This is a genomic window from Desulfuromonas sp. (assembly GCA_002869615.1).
In the GTDB taxonomy this organism is placed as follows: domain Bacteria; phylum Desulfobacterota; class Desulfuromonadia; order Desulfuromonadales; family UBA2294; genus BM707.
Genome location: PKUH01000110.1, coordinates 133275 through 152116 on the forward strand (window position 1 = coordinate 133275; position 18842 = coordinate 152116).

Genomic DNA, 18842 nt, shown 5'->3' on the forward strand with positions numbered 1-18842 from the left:
ATACCGAAAAGCCCTGAAAAAAGGCCCGGCCTATTCGGCCGCTAACCTCGCTTTTCCGACACGGTACCTGGCAAACTGCGCGGCGGTGCGCCCGCAGCGCTTGCTTTTGTCGTGTGACCAGCGGACAGCCTCTTTCTCGAGTTGGCTGTCCCATTTCAATTCGATGCCATTTTCAAACGCCAGGTCCTGAATACACTGGCGGACGACCCGCAGGTAGTGCTCCTGGGAGAATGTCCGGAATGAGACCCAGAGCCCGAACCGGTCGGAGAGTGATATCTTTTCCTCAACCGCCTCGCCATGATGAATTTCATTGTTGACCATCTTGGCGCCAAGGTTATCGATTTCATATTCGGGGAGCAGATGCCGACGGTTCGAGGTCGTGTAAATCAGAACATTCGCCGGCGCCGCGTAAACCGATCCATCGAGTGCACTTTTGAGCATCTTGTAGGTAATTTCTCCCGGCTCGAAGGAGAGGTCATCGCAGAGCAGAACAAACCGGTAGGGGGCGTCCTTGATCTCGGCAAAAATCTCCGGCAGGTAGATCAAGTCGTTCTTGTCGACCTGGACAATGCGCAGACCTTCATCGACGTAGCGATTGAGCAGGGCCCGGACCAGCGATGATTTCCCGGTGCCGCGACTGCCCCAGAGCAGGACGTTATTGGCCGGATAACCGGCGAGGAATTGCCGGGTGTTGTTCTCTATGATCTTTTTTTGCTGATCAATCCCGAGCAGGTGATCGAGCTCGGTTTTCGACACTTCTTCAATCGGCTCCAGGTATCCGGAAAACGAGTGGCGGCGCCAGTTGGCGGCCGGACAGACCGCCCAGTCGATCGGTTCGACCGGCTTTGGCAGCAGCTGCTCAAACGCCGACAGAACCCGGTCAAGCTTGGCTATCATCTCCGGCGGCAGGGACATCAGCCCAACCTTGTCTTCTGGATCAACGCCAGATCGAGCAGAACCAGGGCAGCCATGCTTTCGATAATCGGCACTGCGCGCGGCAGAACACACGGGTCGTGTCGTCCCTCCGCTTCGAGAACGACCTCGTTGCCATTCATATCAACCGTCTTCTGGGCAATGCCGATCGTTGCCGTCGGCTTGAAGGCAACCCGAAACCCGATCGGCTCACCATTCGAAATACCCCCCTGGACGCCGCCGCTGTTGTTGGTCACCGTCCCGAGTCGGTCGCCTTTTTTGACGAAAGGATCATTATGCTGTGAACCACGCAGCCGGGTACCGGCAAAGCCAGACCCGATCTCGAATCCTTTGGTCGCCGGAATGGAGAGCATCGCCTGGGCCAGCCGGGCTTCGAGCTTGTCAAAAACCGGCTCACCGAGTCCGACCGGAACGTTTCGACAGACACAGGTAATGATTCCGCCGAGGGAGTCTTCAGCCGCCTTGGCGTCGACAATCACCTGCTCCATTGCCCTGTCCGTTGCGGCGTCGGGACAGCGCGTGACATACGAATCAACCGTTTGCCGATCGATACCGATCAGGTCAATCTCTCCGGCTTCGACCGTGTTGATGGCGCTGACAAAGGCAACGATTTCGACGCCAAACTTTTCCCTGAGGATCTTTTCGGCAATGGCTCCGGCCGCGACCCGGCCAATGGTCTCCCGGGCGCTCGACCGGCCGCCGCCACTCGATGCATGAATGCCATATTTAGAACGGTAGGTATAGTCGGCATGTGACGGTCGCGGAATATCGGACATGCTGCCGTAATCACCGGGCCGTTGATCCTTGTTATCAACCTTGAGGCCAATCGGCGTTCCGAGGGTGCGCCCGTTTTCCGTCCCCGAAAGGATCTGCACCTGGTCCGCCTCGTTGCGCGGCGTCGTCAGGTGGCTCTGCCCGGGCCGTCGCCGGTCGAGCTGCGGCTGGATATCGGCTTCGGTTAATGAAATGCCCGGCAGGCAACCGTCAACGACGGCACCAACCGCCCGGCAATGTGATTCGCCAAAAGTCGTCACCCGAAACAGGGTGCCAAATGTACTCGACATGATCTTCTCCCCAAATATGAATGCAAGCGCATTGATGATACGTCAATCGGCCTGATCTGTACAGTCCCGGTACTCAGAACATTCCGGACTGCAGAATCAGCAGATTCAACAGACCGATCAGGAAACCGAGCAGAGCCCCGAACAGGTTGATGTAACGGAACTGTTCCTGCATTACGCCGAGAAGCAACGACTCGATTTCGAGAAGGTCGAGTCTGTTCACCTTGTCCTCAACCATCTGGCGGATGTTCAGTGCATCGACCAGCACCGGAACCTCCTTGCGCAGAACCTCGTAAATTTGCAGGAAAAATATATCCTCCAATTCCTGTCCGACATCGGACGGCAACCGGGTCACCAGACGTCCCACCTTTTTTTCAGATACCAGGATCCGAATCTCATTGCCGACAACCGTCCTGATCTGATCGGCAACCGGTTCGCTCCGGAGCAATGACAGCGCTTTTCCCTCCAGCGCCCCGATCGCCGCCATCCTGCTGCCGGAGGGCATCGCCGTATCGAGCAAGCTTGCGAATGTACGGTTGCGGATTGATTTCAAGCCTTCGTCAATAAGACCCAGCAAAGTCTCCACCGATTTTCGGCTGCGGATAATGCCAGCAGCCCGCTCGCGCAGAAAAACCCGGACACCGTCAACTTTTTCGTACGGTAACTTGTCGACGTAGCCGGCGAGCGGTTTGTCAAGAAAGCTCTCAATCCGCTCGCGCACGAGCGCCGAAACCTGACCCCGTGTTTTCTCCTCGCGCAACCAGCCGGCGACTTCCTCGCTCAACTGGTCAAGAGCGTCCGGGATTTTTACATAGAGCTTGTCGAGGTCGATAAATCCGCTGAGCAGTCCGGCGAGCCCGCCGAGGGAATCGATAAATTTTTCCAGAACTTGCCGGATGCTGGCTGCCATCCGTTTGCGGAAATCCGGATCGTACAACATTCCCCCGAACTTTTCGAGCAGCGCCGGAATTTCCCGGTCAAGCTGATCGAGCAGGAGCTTGACAAGATCCTCCGGCAAAAGCGCCCGCATCGGCTTGTCGCTTCGCAAAAGTCGCCCGGTTCTTTCATCCACGAAACGGCCGACCGCGGCGGCGACCTCAGGTGAACCGAGAAACTGGCTCAGACGCTCATCGAGGTGCTGACGCAACCGGTCGTATTTTTCCGGAGTCAGGGTCCGTTCGAGATCAAGCATGAGAAATTGATCGAGATGTTGCCGCAGGAAGATCCGCAGGTACTGGTCAAATTCGTCGCTCCTGAGATATATGACGATTATTTCCGAGAGCTTGACTCCGGCGGCATCTGCCAGTTCAAGGAATCTGGATCGAAACTCCGCCGGGACCAGGGAGACGATCGTTCCATGCTCTCGTTCGAAGAGTTGATTGAGCTTGTCCGATACGGCCGACTTCAGTTCTTTCCGGAAGGAATCCTGTTCGAGGGTCCGAACCACATCTCCACGCGTCAGCAGATGCGAACCGACCATCTCACCCATCCGGATCGCCAGCTCGCCCCGCTTGGCCGGAATAACTCCCGGGGTCATCGGCAGGCGCAGTCCGAACAACCGCCAGGCCCGTAACGGCCGGAAAAGCATCCGGATCGCAACGTAATTGGTCAGGTAGCCGATCAGGGCGCCGAGCAGAGGCGGTACGATGTAAGGTAAAAGTTCGGGCAGTGTCATAACTCTATTCCATCGCGCTTGACAGTTTGCCAGCAGTCGCTAATAATACGCCGACTTAAACGAGGTAAAAAATGGGCGATCAACTTATCCGGTTTATTTCCGGGGACAGTCAATTCAGGGTCATCGCGGCAGAAACCACTGTATTGTGCGAAAAACTCCGCCGGCTGCATGGGACCGATCCGACCGCAACGGTTGCCCTCGGCCGGCTTGCGACCGGAGCCGCTCTGCTCGGCGGACTGCTGAAAGGGAACCAGCGTCTTGCCATTGCCCTGGAGGCAAACGGGCCCCTGCAGAAGCTGCATGCCGAGACCGATGCCGAGGGCCATATCAGGGCCTCGGTCAAGTGCCCGATCGCCGGTCTGCCGCCTCGCGATAACCGCTTCGATGTCGCCAACGGCATTGGCAAAGCCGGCTTTCTCCACGTCATCAAGGACCTCGGACTGAAAGAGCCTTACCGCGGCATGGTTCAGTTGCAAACCAGTGAGGTCGGTGACGATATTGCCTACTACCTGACCCACTCCGAGCAGGTACCGTCCTCGGTGATCCTCGGTATCACCCTTGACCGGAATGCCGAAGTCGGCAACGCTGGAGGATTGATGGTTCAGGCTTTGCCCGGTTGTGCCGATGAATTGATTACAGAGCTCGAAAAGCGTCTCATGAAAATGCCTTCGCTTTCGTCCACCCTGCAGAATGGCGGTTCGATCGAAGATCTCCTCGACGATCTGTTCTTCGATATCGAATGTGGTCCTTCGGAAAGAACAGCGCTCAGCTTCCGTTGCAGCTGCAACCGGAAACAGGTCAGCAAAATCCTCGAGAACCTCGGCCGGCAGGAGCTTGAAGAAATGAGCGCCGGGGATGAAGATGTTGACGTAACCTGTGAGTACTGCCGACAGACCTATCGTTTCTCGCCAGCAGACGTTTCGTCTCTCATCGGCTGAATTTCTATTTCCAACGGGGCGCCATCCCGAACCTCAGCAGAGAGCTGAACCTGTTGTTCCGGAATACCCCGATTCGAAAAAATCCTGAGCAGCAGTTCCATTCTTTTATCCGCCAGTTGCTGATCATACTCCGGGGAATGTCCGCTTGAACGAACGACTCCGGCCGCAGTGACCTGACGGTTCGACAGCAACAGATCGATCAGCGGATCAAGAACCTCCATGCCGCCCGGCCAGGGCAGAACAGCGCCGGACGCGAACAGATTGTCATCCGGATAACTGATCATGGTCCCATCGGAACTGATGGTCGCACCCGGCAGGTTTAGCACCGCCGACCGGGTGGTCTGCATGATCGATTCAGGTGTTTCTTCTGGCGGAACGGCACAGGCAACAAGCACCAGCAACACCAGGTAAACGGAATATGTTTTTATGATCGTTATCATTATCTCGATATTATAACAAAACCGGGAGGCAGCTCACAGGTCATTTTTATCAGCCACCGAGCCAGTTTCATCCGCCGGTTCGGCAAAAGCCGGATGGCGGCGCAGGCTTCGCAGCAGGGCATCAGCGACAAAACCGTTGATCACTCCGGCGACAACCGCCATCAGCAACAGTATCGGCAACAAGTACCATAACCCGTCATGCCTGACCAGCAGCAGCCAGGCACAGATCATTTGACCAAAGGTGTGACCGGCCGCACCGAGAACCGAGACGCCAACCGCTCCGATCCGTTCGCCGGCCAGCTTCCGGCCGGTGATCATTGCCAGTGTTGCCAATACTCCGCCACTTAATGAGAGAAAAAACCGGGGCGAAATAAAAGTCCCGAGAAACAGTGAACTGACAACAATCCGGGTCAGAGTCACACTCCAGGCAGCCCGACCGTCATAAAGGAAAAGCGCGATCAGCGCGAAGATATTGGCCAGACCGAGCCGGAACCATGGGGTCGGTGACGGCAGCAGGAACTCGATGGTATGCAGGGCAATCGCCAGAGCCGAAAAGAGTGCGAGAAAAACCCGGCGCCGCTCCGTGGCCAGGCGATTCGGATCAACGACTGAGGAGGTCATAGCCTTGTCCCTTGTCAGGTTCCGCCCGCCCGGTCACTTCTATCAACAGTCGGTTCGGCACACAGGCTATAATCTCGCCAGCCCGGCTGATCGCACCCATGCCGATACAGACCTTGTAAGGGCATGGTGAAGAGAGAATCCTCGCTTTACCGTCCCGGATCTCGAGTTCGCTGACCCCGAGCGGACCCGCCAGTTCGACCCGGCGGCCGGTTTCGAGATCCGCCTTGAAAATAATCTGGTTGTCGCGGAGGACATGCAGTGTTTCACCCGGGCCGGAGAGCCCGAGAAATAGCGTCAGAACAACGCAGAGCAACAACAACAGCAAGACGATCATCCGGTCAAGCGGTGTTGTGCGCCGCCAGAGTTCATTCAGGGCCATTCGACTTTTCCCTTCAGGCCCGGTGTCGTGACCACCGATCCATCCCGGCTGACGATGATTCCGTCGGCAGAGAACCTGGCAAGCAGCGGCAGACCTTGCTCGGGGCCGAGGACAAAAACCGCAGTCGCCAGAGCATCGGCCAGCATCGCTTCACCGGCAATAACGGTTACCGCCTGACAGCTTGTCGCCGGGTAACCGCTGCGCGGATCGAGAATATGATGGTAACGAACGCCGTCCTGCTCAAAATAGCGCTCATAATCACCGGAGGTTACGACCGCGGTATCGGCCAGTTCAAGCCGCGCCAGGATTCCGTCCTTTCTTCGCGGATGCTGGATGCCGATCCGCCATCCGGTCCCGGCCCGATCACCAAGTAGCTGCAGATCGCCGCCGGCATTGACGCTGGCATGACGCACGCCGGCAGCCGCCAATATTTGAATAGCTCGATCGATAGCGTACCCCTTGGCGACCCCGCCGAGGTCAATGGCAAGCTGCGCCTGCCGCTTGACCAGCGTATCATCGACGATCGTCAATGCTCCGGGTCCGGTGCCGACGAGGGCCCGGTCAATCTCCGCTTTGGTCGGCACCTGCGGGTTCCCTTCGGCGAAGCCCCAGAGCCGGACCAGGCGGCCGAGACCGGCATCAAAGGCTCCTGCGCTTGCGCTGGCGACATTGATTGAGGTCTGCAGGACTCTGCGCAGATCGGCCGAGACGGTCCGCTGTTTTTTAGCCAAGGACAAAAGACTGACTTCGCTGTCGGGCCGGTGCGGCGACATCAAGGCTTCGATCCGTTCAATTTCGGCAAAGGCGGCCGTTACCGCTGCATCGAATTGTTCAGCATCGGGATCGAGGATTCGGATTTCGGTGACCGTCCCCATCAGGAGTCGGGTACGGACAAGCGGACCGTCCGTGCCGGGCAGCAGCAAGCTGACAACAGCAACAAACAGGAGAATACCGAGAAGTGTAATAGCCGGACGGATCACGGGTCACGCTTCTTCATTTTCAACAATTTCACCGATCAGGTCGTATTCGGAGGAATCGGTAACCCGCAGTGGCACGATGTCGCCAATATCGGCCTGGCCGGCAGTAATGTAGACCTGGCCATCAACTTCCGGTGCCTGGCGGATTGATCGTCCACGCAACAGCAGGTCGGTCTCTTCGCTATATCCCTCAACCAGGACCGGATCGATCCGCCCGACCATTGCCCGGTTTTTGGCAAAAGCGACACGGTTTTGCGCTTTCATCAACTTGTGATAGCGGGCCCGTTTGATCCGAACGGGAATCTGCCCTTCAAGTGCCGCGGCGGCCGTCCCTTCTTCGCGCGAATAGCGGAAGACACCAACCCGTTCAAAATGTCCCTCCTTGACAAAGTCAAGAAGCCTGGCATATTGCGCGTCACTTTCTCCCGGGAAGCCGACGATGAACGAGGTCCTTAACGTTGCCTCCGGCATCCGTTCACGAATACGATTCAGCAATTTGCGAATACCCGTCTCGCCAATGCGCCGATTCATCATCGTCAGCACCTGATCGTCGATATGCTGCAACGGGATATCGAGATATTCACAAATTTTTTCTTCACTGGCAATCAGATCAAGCAGCTCGTCACTGATGCCGTCCGGGTAGGCATAGAGCAGGCGCAGCCATTTCAGATCTGTAATCTTCACGAGTTCGCGCAGCAGTTGTGCGAGGGATGTGCCATCATTCAAATCATTGCCATAAGCGGTGACATCCTGGGCAATCAGGTTAATCTCCTTGACGCCTTCGGCGACCAGTCGTTCGACTTCGGCAAACACCGATTCGATCGTTCGGGATCGCAGGTTTCCGCGCAGGCTCGGGATAACGCAATAGGAACAACAGTTTGAACACCCCTCGGCAATCTTGACGTAGGTCGAATAGAACGGCGAGGAGCGGAGTCGCGGTGTCTCGTGATCATAGAGATAATCCGGCAGTTCGAAGGACAACCCGGCGGCGTTCCCACCGCCCTGGCCCAGGATTTCGGCAATACGGGGCGCGTCACCTGTCCCCATAAAGATGTCGACTTCCGGCAGTTCTGCAGCCAGGTCATTCTGGTAGCGTTGCGGCATACAACCGGAAACCACCAGGAGTTTGCAATTGCCACTGTTCTTGTGCTCCGCAACATCAAGAATCGTATCGATCGACTCTTCCTTCGCTTCATCGATAAACGAACAGGTATTGACAATAATAATATCGGCGACCGCTTCATCGGTCACTATCTCGTACTGGTCTGCCGGCAGGTGCCCGAGCATCACCTCGGCATCAACCAGGTTTTTCGGACAACCGAGACTGACCAGGCTGATCTTCTTTTTCGCCACTTAATTGTTACCTTTCTGCAACCGCTGCAAAGCTTCAAGCAGCGCCATGCAAAACAAAGCGCCCCGGAGTAAAACAACAGCCGGGGCGCTTAAAAATGACTGCCATTTCTGTTCAATAACCCATGCGATGGCCTTCCGGTCTGACCACGTCAACCCCGGCAGGCATCATGAAATCAAAGTTGAGCGGTGAGACACCTCGGTTCAACCGGACCCGGTTTTGATCAAAGACAATCTTCGTCGTATTTTCGCTTGTATCGACCGCCCTGGTTGAGACAATCGGAAAGGTGCGACCGGTCAACCCGGAGCCAGCATATTCGTTCACCGCCCGCCGATCAACAACGACCTCAAGCTCACGGAACATCGTTGTTGTCGTTTTCGGTGTCAGCTTCAGCACATAGTTGCCATCGTCATCCCGGTTCGGCGAAGCCCAACGCACCAGAAAATCACGCGAAAGGTTGCCAAGACCGGTCAGAAACGTCAGCGGATCCTGTGATCTTGCCTGCGAAACCCGGCTGACATCCGACTCGATCACCTGGTTGTTCTCGGGGATATAAACCCACATTGTCCGACCATCCGAAACAATTTCCTGCCGGGTCGGGAAATCATACTCCCAGCGGAACTTTACCAGAGGGACGGTTGATGTCGACTGGCGATCAAACTGAAGCGTCACCCGGCCACTCCCCTGCTGTTTTCGGTCGAGTGAAGCGATCCCCGATTCCTGGGAGAATTCGGTTTCGACGTCATGGATTGCATCGGCCGAAGGCGTATCAACCCGGAATGGGACCTCCAGAGTCTCGACAACCTCTCTTACGGTCGCCGCCCGGGCCAGCGGCGAAAGCAGCAACATCAGGGATACGAATATGACAAGATTTTTCATATAAGCCATCTTAACCTCCCTCAGCAAGGTTCTAATAGTTTTTCTCTTTTTGGCCTTCGCGAACCGACTTAACTGTAACTCTACCCGATGCCAGATCAAAAACCAGTGTTCGGCCAAAGTTACCGCCAACATCTTCAGCGACCAGCGGGATGCACAATTCGGCCAGCTTTGAGCGGGCGCAGGAAATATTTCTCTGGCCGATCGATTCTCCTGCCCAGGCCTGCAGTGCCTCAAACATATTGGCGCCACCGAAAATCTTTGCCTGAAGACGCGCGACAACGGCTCCTTCTGCCACCAACGCATCGACTAACAGACCGATCGATGCATCAACGAATTTGCTCATGCGGGACGTATCCATTCCGGGCCGTGGTGACGGTAGCAACGTATGGGCCATACCGCCGATTTTCAGCTCCGGGTCATAGAGAGTAATCCCGAGGCAGGAACCGAGACCGTAGGTCACGAGTTCATTCGGCGCACTTGCGATTCTGAACTCGGAAATTCCGACGCGCTCACGCCCGGTCATTCACTCCCCCTACAGCAGTGGTAATCACCTCAAGCGATGTCGGATCGGGCATCAGAAAAAAATGCCCGCGGATAATCTGTTCTTCCAGGCCGTTGCCATGAAATTCGGTCTCGATCATCAACGCCTGATTCCCCTCTTCACTCAATTCGATCAGGAGAAAATCGATGATCGATCCGGCCATATCGTTGGCAAACAGCGGAATCGACGGAATCAGGCTCAGATTGAGCAGACTGCCCATCGCGCCGAGGTAGGCCGATGCCAGAATATTTCCGACCTCTTTGATCGTCGAGATTCCTATTTCATCAAAAACACCATCGACCGGTGCTTGCCCCAGAAGCCGCGACACCATCCGCTTGGCACTTTCCATCGGAAAGACCAACAGGATATTGCCGCAGGCGTCACCCCGGACCTGCAAGGTGATCCCGACAACAACCTGCTCCGGACCGCCCATCAGGTCGGGAACTTCGACGATGTCAGCAACGGTCACCCGCGGTACATGGAGGTATATTGTTTCGCCGACCATCTGCGAAAGAGCCGTCGCGGCATGCCCCATTCCGACATTGCTGATTTCACGTAAGGCGTCGAGATGTTCTTCTGTCAACTGCTTGAAAGTCATGCACTCTCCTCGACCTCTGAAAAAGAGAATTGTTCCGTTTCAACCTCAAACAAAACCTGGGGATCGAGGATGAAAATTATTTTCCCTTCACCGGTGATCGTGGCGCCACTTACACCGGCAAGTTGACTCAACGGCGTCACCAGGGTTTTGACAAAAGCCTCCTGTTGACCGGAGAGCCGGTCGACGATTAAACCAACCTTGCGACCCTGAATCTCACTGATGACGAGATGCATTGTCGCAGCCTCATGCTCCTGCAGATGCAACAACCGGTTGAGTGAATAGAGCGGAATGACTTCGTCGTCGAGCGGATATATCCTCTGCTTCCCGGACAACTGAACCTCATTTGAGCCAAGGTCGAGTGTCCTCAGAACACGGGTGACCGGGATCCCGAGTGTCTGGCCATCACATTCGACCAGTAAAATTTTAATAATGGCGATCGACAGCGGCAACTTCATGAGAACACGCGTCCCCTCGCCCCGTTTCGACGCAATCTCGAGCATGCCGCCGAGGCTCTCTACCGCTGATTTGACCACATCCATACCGACACCGCGGCCGGAAGTTTCGGTTATCTGCCCAGCCGTGGAAAAACCGGGATAACAGACCCACTGAAAAATTTCGCGATCGGTCAGGGCTTTAATCTGGGCCGGCTTGAGGAAGTTCTTCTCATTCAACTTTTTTCGAACTGAAGCCGGGTCGATACCACGGCCATCATCGGAAACCTCGATCAGGGCCAGGTCCTTTTCGCGCCAGGCCCGAATCTGAACTGTTCCCTCCTTTTCGATACCGTGGTCAATCGCATTCCGAACCATATGAACAAGCGGATCGGCCAGGTCTTCCAGAATTGCCCGGTCAAGTTCGACATCATCGCCGATAATTTCAAGTTTGACCTTCTTGTCGCTTTTGCGGCACTGGTCCCTGACCAGACGGGGCAGATTGGCAGTGATGCTTTCAAGCGGAGTCATCCGGACCTGAAGGACATGATAATGGAGATCGGTGACCAGGCGGGTCAGCAGGTTCAGGCCGCTATCGATATCGTTCCACTCCTGAGAGCGGGCCGCAGATTGCAACATGTAACGATTGGTAATTAACTCTCCGGTCAGGTTGACAAACTTGTCGAGCAAGGCGGTCCGGACCCGGACGGTTCGTAGATCTTCATCACGCCGATTCGAGCGCCCTTCCTGACGCCGATCACTACCGAATGAAACATTGGCGATGTCCGGCATGGCTGATATTTTTTGCGCAATAATTTCTTCGGAGACATCACTCTGCAGCCAGGCTGTAACCTGTTTGACGGCAAGCCCCTGTTTCATTTCCTCTTCACTCGGGTCGCAAGACCCGATTCGGCCAAACTCCTTCAGGGCCTCCAGAGCGAGAATGGCACGTGCCGCCGGCGCCGGAACATCTTCGGCAAGATCAATCAAAACCTTAAAAACCGGACCCGACTCCTCACTTGCATCATCGTTGACTTCAGGTTGATTACCTGATGACTCGCCGGCAGCTTCCGACACAACCAGAAGATCTTCTCCCCCCTCGGCCATAAAAGCAGTAACATCCTGTTCCGGTTCCTCAGCTTCAATATTGGCAAGCAACCCTTCCAGCAGATCGATTCCGGCCAGCAACCGATCAACTGCCGGTTCGGGAACAACACCGGATTTTCGAAAATTGTCGAGGAAGTCTTCGAGATGATGGGCCAGAGTCGCCGTATTTTCAAAACCCATTGAGGCCGCCATCCCCTTGATCGAGTGGGCCTCGCGAAAAAGGGCATCAATGCCCTCGCGGTCAGAGGGATTCTGCTCCAGCGCGATGGTGAGCTGACTCATTCTTTTGAGATGTTCCTTCGATTCCGACAGGAACAACTCCTGGTATTTCGACATGTCCATGGTGGACCCCGAGCGTTTCAGTGAAATCCGGGTTCAAATCGCCCGGAAACTACGAACCGAGAACACGGCGGACAACGTCAAGCACCCGCTCTTCTTTAAACGGTTTTACAATAAAATCCTTGGCGCCGGCCTGTACTGCCTCGACAACCAGTGCATCCTGACCGAGGGCGCTGCACATCACGATACAGGCATCCGGATCTGAACTACGGATATCCCGGAGCGCCTCGATGCCGCTTTTCAACGGCATAACAATATCCATGGTGACCAGGTCAGGTTTCAGTTCGGCATATTTCGCAATAGCTTCTTCGCCATTAGCGGCCTCGCCAACGACCTCATGTCCGGCCTTGGTGAAAATATCCTTGAGCATGTTTCGCATGAAAAGGGCGTCATCGACGACCATTACCCTTACTGCCATTGTATCCTCCAATATTATAACGTTTCCAAGCTACTCAGGAGACTTGGGAGATCCAGCATATTGATCATTTTTTCTTCGTAACTGTAAAGCATCCGGATATGAAGATCCTTCTGTTCTTCCTGCTGACAGGTCAGTAACATTTCCCGGTTGAGCGGCACGATCCGATGTATTGCTGTAACCCCCAGAGCCAGCGCTTTCTGTCCAATCGGCAGAACGATTACACGTTGGCCATAGGCATCATCAGCCAATCCCATATAGCGGCTCAGATCGAGAACCGGGACTATATTACCGTGAAAGTTGATCGCGCCGAGAATCGACCTGGGAGCCCGCGGCACATAATTGAGCTCCGGTGCTTCGACAATCTCCTGCAGATCGTCAACTTCCAGCCCGAACCATTCATCGGCCAGTCGAAAAACCAGAACAAGATCCATCACGCACTCGGCAGATCATCCCCGAGTCGGAAGCGCTTGACGTTTTCCGCCAGGGTCTGGGCATAGGTTGCAAGTTCCTGGGCCGACTCGGCCATTTCACTCATTGCCGCCGACTGCTCTTCGGTTGCAGCTGAACCTTCTTCAGTCGCCGCCGCATTGTCTGAAACAACCTGGGAAATCTCCTCTATTGCCTCGACCATTTTATTGGCGCCCTCGATCTGCTGACGTGACAACTCAGCAATACTGGTCGCCTTCGACTGGGTATTGACGGCCGTCTCAATAATCTCTTCAAATGCACTGTTGGTTTCATTGATTGCCTTGCGGCCTTCATCCATCTCCTGAATATTGTTGCGTAACGAAACCTCGACATTTTGCCCTTCACCCTGAACCTGGCCGATCAACGTCGTAATTTCTTCAGCTGATTCGGTGGTCGAATCGGCTAGCTTCCGGATCTCTTCGGCGACGACAGCAAAGCCGCGGCCGTATTCTCCGGCCCGGGCCGCCTCGATAGTCGCATTCAGAGCAAGTAGATTGGTTTTCTGGGCAATGCCGTTGATCACCTCAACTATTTTCCCGATTTTGCCAAGCTGGTGACCGAAATTCACCACCTGTTCACCGCTGCGCTCGACATCCTGAAGAATCTGCAGCATCCGCTCCAGGGTCTGACGCGACTTTTCGCCACCCCCCTTGGCCGTCTGCGCGGTGATATCAACCGCGTCAGAAACCTTTTTCGAAGAGGATGCGACCAGTTCGGTATTGACCGCCATCTCCTTGATCAGACGGGATGCTTTTTCAACGGTCTCGGCCTGGATTTCGGCCCCGCGACTGATCTGTTCAACGGTATTGGCAAGTTCATGGCTGGAGGCTGTCATCTCTTCCGATGTTGCCGAAAGCCCCTGGGCAGAGTCACTGACCCGGACCGAAGCATCACGGACTCGACCGACCAACTCCCGGAGGTTGGCATTGACCCGATTCAATGAATCCGCCAGGTCTTCCGTTTCATCGGCGAATCGCGACTCCTTCAACGTTATGGTTTGCGAAAGATCGCCGTTGCTGATCCGTTCTGCGGCCATCGTCAGAACTTTGATATTGCCGGTGAACGCTTTGGAGAAAAGTGATCCGAGAACCAGACCGACGAGAATGGCACCACCGGTCGAAACCAGCTGTTGCCAGACTTCGGCAATTCCGATCCTCGGAACCAGTAGGTTCAGAACCACAATGGAAGCAACGACAAAAATAAACCCCATGATGAATTTGTAGGTGATTTCGACACGCATCGCTCAATTCCTCCAGTCAATTCCTTATGACAAGCCGTTTGCGTTTGTACTTAAAACCGCTCCGGGCCAAACTCATTTTCAATGCAACGATAAATCCGCTCAACCGGATATTCCGATCGGAATATATGCCGGGCCGATCCGACCAGGGTTTCAGCACGTCCGAGGACGAGGAAACGATCCGGACCGAGGGCCCGGGCAAATCTGTCGAGGATCTTCGCTTGCTCTTCCCTGGAAAAATAAATCATAACATTCCGGCAGAGTATCAGGTCCGCAGCCGGATAGTCGCTATTTTTCAACACATCGTGCGACCGGAACTCAACCCGCTGGCGAATCTCCTCGGTTAACTGGAAACGGGTACTCTCGACCCTCTCGAAATAACGCTCGCGCACTATGTCCGGTACTTCGGCCAGACGCTGGGCGTCATATTCGCCAGATTCGGCCTTTTTCAGAATCGGCCGGCTGATATCGGTGCCCAGGATGCTGACTTCAACATCATCAGTGACCATCTCGTGCAGGAGTAAAGCCAGCGAGTAGGGTTCTTCACCACTTGAGCAACCGACGCTCCAGATCCGCAATTGTTTCCGCCCGGTCTGCCGGGCCGCGGCAAGCAACTCGGGAAAAATCTTTTCTTCCAGGACCCGGTAAGTCGACGGATTCCGGAAAAAATGCGAAACATGAATCGTCAGAACGGCCAGAAGTGCATCAATTTCATCATTATCCGCATCGAGCAGTTCGACGTAGTTGGCCGAGCTTCTCAACCCCTTGGCCCGAACCCGGCTGGCAATGCGTCGCTTGATGCAACGATCCTTGTAACTGCCGAGATCAAAAGCCCGGCGCGACAGCAGAATCCGAACAACCTCCTGAAAGTCCTCGTCAGTAAAATCGGCGCCGACAAACGGGGCCTTGCCCTCCGTGCCGAACGATTCCCGGTCCGTCATCCCGCTCCTGCCAACTGGCTGATGCCGTGAAGACACGGAACCGTCCAGTATTATTGCCTATTTCTCTTTTGAAAGCAAAAACTATCGCTGTTTAAGTTAGTTCGCACAAGGATACATGATTATCCTGTTTCTGGAAAGTGTTTGTAGCCGCGCTTCGCCGGCAGGGGGATGACTCCATCCGGCCCGTAAACCTTCAATTCCGAATGCCTTTCAACAATGCTGCCAATCCGGCCGATCGGCACGCCGGTTGATGCTGCAATATCGTCGATCATCGGTAAAGCTGAAGGGGGGGCGGTAAAGAGAAGTTCATAGTCTTCGCCGCCGGCCAGGGCAAGATCGATCAGAGAGGCATTGTTTGTCAACGCCGAACGGAAGGATGAAGAAAGCGGCAGCAGGTCAAGCTTGAGATCAGCACCAACCCCGGAAGCGGAGAGGAGGTGTTCAAGGTCACCGAGCAGGCCGTCCGAAATATCGATCATCGCTGTCGGGATATCACCGGCCGCGAGCCGGCGGCCGACTTCAACTCTGGCGGTCGGGTCAATATGCCGTTGCAACAGCTGCTCCTCCGGCGTCTGGCCGGAGAAAAGCTGCTGCAACGCCAGAGCACTGTCACCGACCGTACCGGTCACGCAAACAGCGTCACCAACTTCAGCGCCGTCTCGACCGACCCAGGCGGCCTCTGCGGCAACTCCATAAGCAGTAACTGACAGCGTCAAACCGGAGGCCGAGCGACAGGTGTCGCCGCCGGCAAGAGTGATTCCATAGCCGGAACAAGCCGACAGGAACCCGTCAAGTAAATTTTCAAGATCGGCAATCGTAAGCAGGTCGGGGATGGCCAGAGAGAGAAACAGAAACCGGGGTTCCGCCCCCATGGCGGCGAGGTCACTGACGTTGACGGTTACCGCCTTGCGGCCGAGAGCATTTAAACCGATCCACTCCCTTTTGAAATGGACTCCCTCGGTCAGCAGATCCGTCGTTATCAACTGAACCTCACCCGGGCCAATTGTCGTCACGGCACAATCATCACCGATGCCACGAATCAGGCATTCCGAAGAGCCGCATCGACTCTTCAGAAACCCGATTATGCTGAATTCATCGCGGCCAGCCAGCTTCATGCCTTCTCTTTCAGTGCCGCATCGAGGACCTCTTCGATCCGGCCGGCGTAAACAAAGCTGATTTTTTTCCGTAAATGCGCCGGGATCTCTTCCAGATCCTTGCGATTCTTCTCCGGGATAATAATCGTTTTGATCCCGGCCTGTACCGCCGCCAGAACTTTCTCCTTCAAGCCACCGATCGGCAGGACCTTGCCGCGCAGGGTAATCTCACCAGTCATGGCCACGTCCTTGTCAATCGGCCGTCCTGACAAAGCCGATATCAGCGCCGTCGCGATCGTAATCCCGGCACTCGGCCCGTCTTTCGGGATGGCCCCGGCCGGAACATGCACATGAATATCGGATTTTTCGAAAAAATCTTCTTTAATTCCGAGTTCTTCGGAGTGGGCACGGGCAACCGAAAGTGCGGCCTGCGCACTCTCCTTCATGATTTCACCGAGATGACCGGTCAGGGTCAACTTCCCCGTCCCTTTCATCGGGCGAACTTCAACGTAGAGGACTTCACCACCCGCTTCGGTCCAGGCAAGACCATTGGCGAGTCCTATTTCATTCTCGGTCCGCTCCTCTTCCGGCAGAAAGCGGGCCGGACCGAGAAAACGACCGATCGATGCCACATTGATCATCACCCTCGACTTTTTCCCATCGGCAAAACGACGTGCAACCTTGCGGCAGACCGCTCCGATTTCCCGTTCAAGGTTTCGCAACCCCGCTTCCATGGTATAGCCGGTGATAATCTTGCGCAGAGCGTTGTCGGAGAAGTCGAGGTCTTTTTTGTGCAGACCGTTCTCATCGATCTGGCGCGGCACCAGGTATTGCCTGGCGATCGCCAGCTTTTCTTCAGTTGCGTATCCGGCCAACCTGATTATTTCAAGACGATCGCGCAATGCCGGGGGAATCGTTTCCAGGATATTGGCCGTCACAATAAACATCACCCTGGAGAGATCAAACGGCTGATTAATATAGTGATCGGAAAAGGCATGGTTCTGCTCCGGGTCGAGCAACTCCAGCAGGGCTGCTGACGGATCTCCACGAAAATCACTTCCGACCTTGTCGAGTTCATCAAGCATGAACACCGGGTTGTTGCTGCCGGCCTGCTTGACCCCCTGAATAATACGCCCCGGCATTGCCCCGACATAGGTCCGGCGATGCCCACGTATTTCAGCTTCATCGCGAATCCCGCCAAGGGAAATACGCACAAACCTGCGGCCGAGGGCCCGGGCGATCGATTTGCCGAGACTGGTCTTGCCCACCCCGGGAGGACCGACAAAACAGAGCACCGGCCCCTTGAGATTCTTCTTCAGTTTCCGCACCGCCAGGAACTCCAGAATCAGTTCCTTGACCTTTTCGAGGTCGAAGTGGTCTTCATCAAGTACATTACGTGCTTTTATCAAATCAAGGCTGTCTCGAGTCGAATGACTCCACGGTAGATCGAGTAGCCAGTCGAGATACGTCCTGACCGTTCCGTACTCAGCAGCTTCCGGATGCATCGATTCGAGACGGCGAAGCTGTTTTTCGATCTCGCTTTCGATCTCCTCCGGTATTTTAACCTTACCGAGACGCTCTCGCAGTTCCGCGACATCTTCTGCCCGCGGGTCACTTTCGCCAAGTTCGGCCTGAATCGCCCGCAACTGCTCGCGCAAAAAGTATTCACGCTGCGAACGCCCCATCTCCTCCTTGGCCTGGCTCTGAATCTCGCTCTGCACCGAAGCGAGCTCGAGTTCCCGGGCCAAAAGATCCTTGATCTTTTTAAGCCGCTGAACCGGATCACTGATTTCGAGTATATTCTGCGCCTCTTCGACCCTGAGACCTATATTGCTGGCGACCAGGTCGGCCAGACCGCCCGGCTGTTCAATATTGCCAAGAACACTCATAACATCGGGCGGCATGGTCTTACCGAAGTTTGAAATTTGGGTCAATTGTTCCCGTACGGTTCTGACCAGGGCCTCCATTTCAAGGTCAGGTTCGGTGGACGACTCTTCCGTGATTCCGACAAGTCCGACCGAAAAATGCGGTTTATCATCAATGAAACGGGTGATTTTTGCTTTCGACACACCCTGCACAAGAATCTTGATCCGTCCATCGGGCAGCTTGAGCATACGCATAATCATCGCCACCGTGCCGGTCGGATAAATATCATCCTGACCCGGATCTTCAACTTCGACATCGCGCTGCGCCGCCAGAAAGATCTGCCGATCACCGGCCAGGGCAGCGTCGACCGCCGAAATCGATTTTTCGCGGCCGACAAACAAAGGCAGGATCATGTAGGGAAAAACAACGATGTCACGAATCGGCAAAAGCGGCAATGTCTCTGGGACGGTGCCGGGGATGCCCTCTTCAACCTGTTGTGCCAAAAGTAACCTCCATCAGCAATTGGATTCCAAATCAGTACTATCCTG

At 55.2% G+C, this 18842-nt stretch carries 18 protein-coding genes and 1 pseudogene; 1 reads left to right on the forward strand and 18 read right to left on the reverse strand.

Annotated elements, in window-relative coordinates; genetic code table 11:
* Nucleotides 1-30: 30 nt before the first annotated feature.
* The 3 genes from C0623_13325 to C0623_13335 all read right to left on the reverse strand — a co-directional run bounded on the left by C0623_13325 (nt 31) and on the right by C0623_13335 (nt 3669).
* A complete protein-coding gene (locus C0623_13325; protein ID PLX98354.1) occupies nt 31-918 on the reverse strand; it encodes an AAA family ATPase in 888 nt (295 codons plus the stop codon).
* On the reverse strand, nt 915-1997 hold the full coding sequence (aroC, locus tag C0623_13330; protein PLX98299.1) for a chorismate synthase: 1083 nt from the start codon (nt 1995-1997) through the stop codon (nt 915-917). Before aroC ends, C0623_13325 begins: the two co-directional genes overlap by 4 nt.
* Before the next feature lie 73 nt (nt 1998-2070).
* Complete coding sequence (locus C0623_13335) at nt 2071-3669, reverse strand: hypothetical protein (protein ID PLX98300.1); 1599 nt, start codon at nt 3667-3669, stop codon at nt 2071-2073.
* Between the two features lie 71 nt (nt 3670-3740).
* Here C0623_13335 and C0623_13340 point away from each other — a divergent pair, with 71 nt between their 5' ends.
* Nucleotides 3741-4607 (forward strand): Hsp33 family molecular chaperone HslO, encoded by an 867-nt coding sequence (locus C0623_13340; protein PLX98301.1) that lies wholly within the window; start codon nt 3741-3743, stop codon nt 4605-4607.
* Here C0623_13340 and C0623_13345 read toward each other — a convergent pair.
* The 15 genes and pseudogenes from C0623_13345 to lon all read right to left on the reverse strand — a co-directional run bounded on the left by C0623_13345 (nt 4565) and on the right by lon (nt 18707).
* Nucleotides 4565-5047: a hypothetical protein gene (locus tag C0623_13345; GenBank protein ID PLX98302.1), complete on the reverse strand. Its 483-nt coding sequence runs from the start codon at nt 5045-5047 to the stop codon at nt 4565-4567. The two genes, C0623_13340 and C0623_13345, sit on opposite strands and share 43 nt — an antisense overlap.
* 33 nt (nt 5048-5080) lie before the next feature.
* Complete coding sequence (locus C0623_13350; protein PLX98303.1) at nt 5081-5668, reverse strand: hypothetical protein; 588 nt, start codon at nt 5666-5668, stop codon at nt 5081-5083.
* Complete coding sequence (locus C0623_13355; GenBank protein ID PLX98304.1) at nt 5649-6047, reverse strand: hypothetical protein; 399 nt, start codon at nt 6045-6047, stop codon at nt 5649-5651. Before C0623_13355 ends, C0623_13350 begins: the two co-directional genes overlap by 20 nt.
* The gene (locus C0623_13360; GenBank protein ID PLX98305.1) at nt 6038-7027 is read right to left on the reverse strand and encodes a hypothetical protein; all 990 of its coding nucleotides are present in this window, start codon (nt 7025-7027) and stop codon (nt 6038-6040) included. The genes C0623_13355 and C0623_13360 overlap by 10 nt, the downstream gene beginning before the upstream one ends.
* A 3-nt stretch (nt 7028-7030) precedes the next feature.
* Nucleotides 7031-8425, reverse strand: a pseudogene (gene rimO / locus C0623_13365) (30S ribosomal protein S12 methylthiotransferase RimO).
* Nucleotides 8426-8489: 64 nt separating this feature from the next.
* Complete coding sequence (locus tag C0623_13370) at nt 8490-9386, reverse strand: hypothetical protein (GenBank protein PLX98306.1); 897 nt, start codon at nt 9384-9386, stop codon at nt 8490-8492.
* Entirely contained in the window at nt 9286-9777 is a 492-nt protein-coding gene (locus C0623_13375) for a hypothetical protein (protein PLX98307.1), read from the reverse strand. Before C0623_13375 ends, C0623_13370 begins: the two co-directional genes overlap by 101 nt.
* A complete protein-coding gene (locus tag C0623_13380; GenBank protein ID PLX98308.1) occupies nt 9764-10393 on the reverse strand; it encodes a CheY-P-specific phosphatase CheC in 630 nt (209 codons plus the stop codon). The genes C0623_13375 and C0623_13380 overlap by 14 nt, the downstream gene beginning before the upstream one ends.
* Complete coding sequence (locus C0623_13385) at nt 10390-12273, reverse strand: hypothetical protein (protein PLX98309.1); 1884 nt, start codon at nt 12271-12273, stop codon at nt 10390-10392. The genes C0623_13380 and C0623_13385 overlap by 4 nt, the downstream gene beginning before the upstream one ends.
* Nucleotides 12274-12322: 49 nt before the next feature.
* Nucleotides 12323-12688 carry a response regulator gene (locus tag C0623_13390; protein PLX98310.1) on the reverse strand — a complete coding sequence of 122 codons (366 nt, stop codon included), beginning with the start codon at nt 12686-12688 and terminating at the stop codon, nt 12323-12325.
* A gap of 14 nt (nt 12689-12702) precedes the next feature.
* Nucleotides 12703-13119, reverse strand: coding sequence for a hypothetical protein (locus C0623_13395; GenBank protein ID PLX98311.1), 417 nt, complete (start codon nt 13117-13119; stop codon nt 12703-12705).
* Nucleotides 13119-14396 (reverse strand): methyl-accepting chemotaxis protein, encoded by a 1278-nt coding sequence (locus tag C0623_13400; protein PLX98312.1) that lies wholly within the window; start codon nt 14394-14396, stop codon nt 13119-13121. Before C0623_13400 ends, C0623_13395 begins: the two co-directional genes overlap by 1 nt.
* Before the next feature lie 50 nt (nt 14397-14446).
* Nucleotides 14447-15334, reverse strand: a complete 888-nt coding sequence (locus C0623_13405) for a chemotaxis protein CheR (GenBank protein ID PLX98313.1) — start codon at nt 15332-15334, stop codon at nt 14447-14449.
* Nucleotides 15335-15453: 119 nt separating this feature from the next.
* Nucleotides 15454-16449, reverse strand: coding sequence for a thiamine-phosphate kinase (thiL, locus tag C0623_13410; GenBank protein PLX98314.1), 996 nt, complete (start codon nt 16447-16449; stop codon nt 15454-15456).
* Nucleotides 16446-18707 (reverse strand): endopeptidase La, encoded by a 2262-nt coding sequence (gene lon, locus C0623_13415; protein PLX98355.1) that lies wholly within the window; start codon nt 18705-18707, stop codon nt 16446-16448. Before lon ends, thiL begins: the two co-directional genes overlap by 4 nt.
* Nucleotides 18708-18842: the final 135 nt, after the last annotated feature.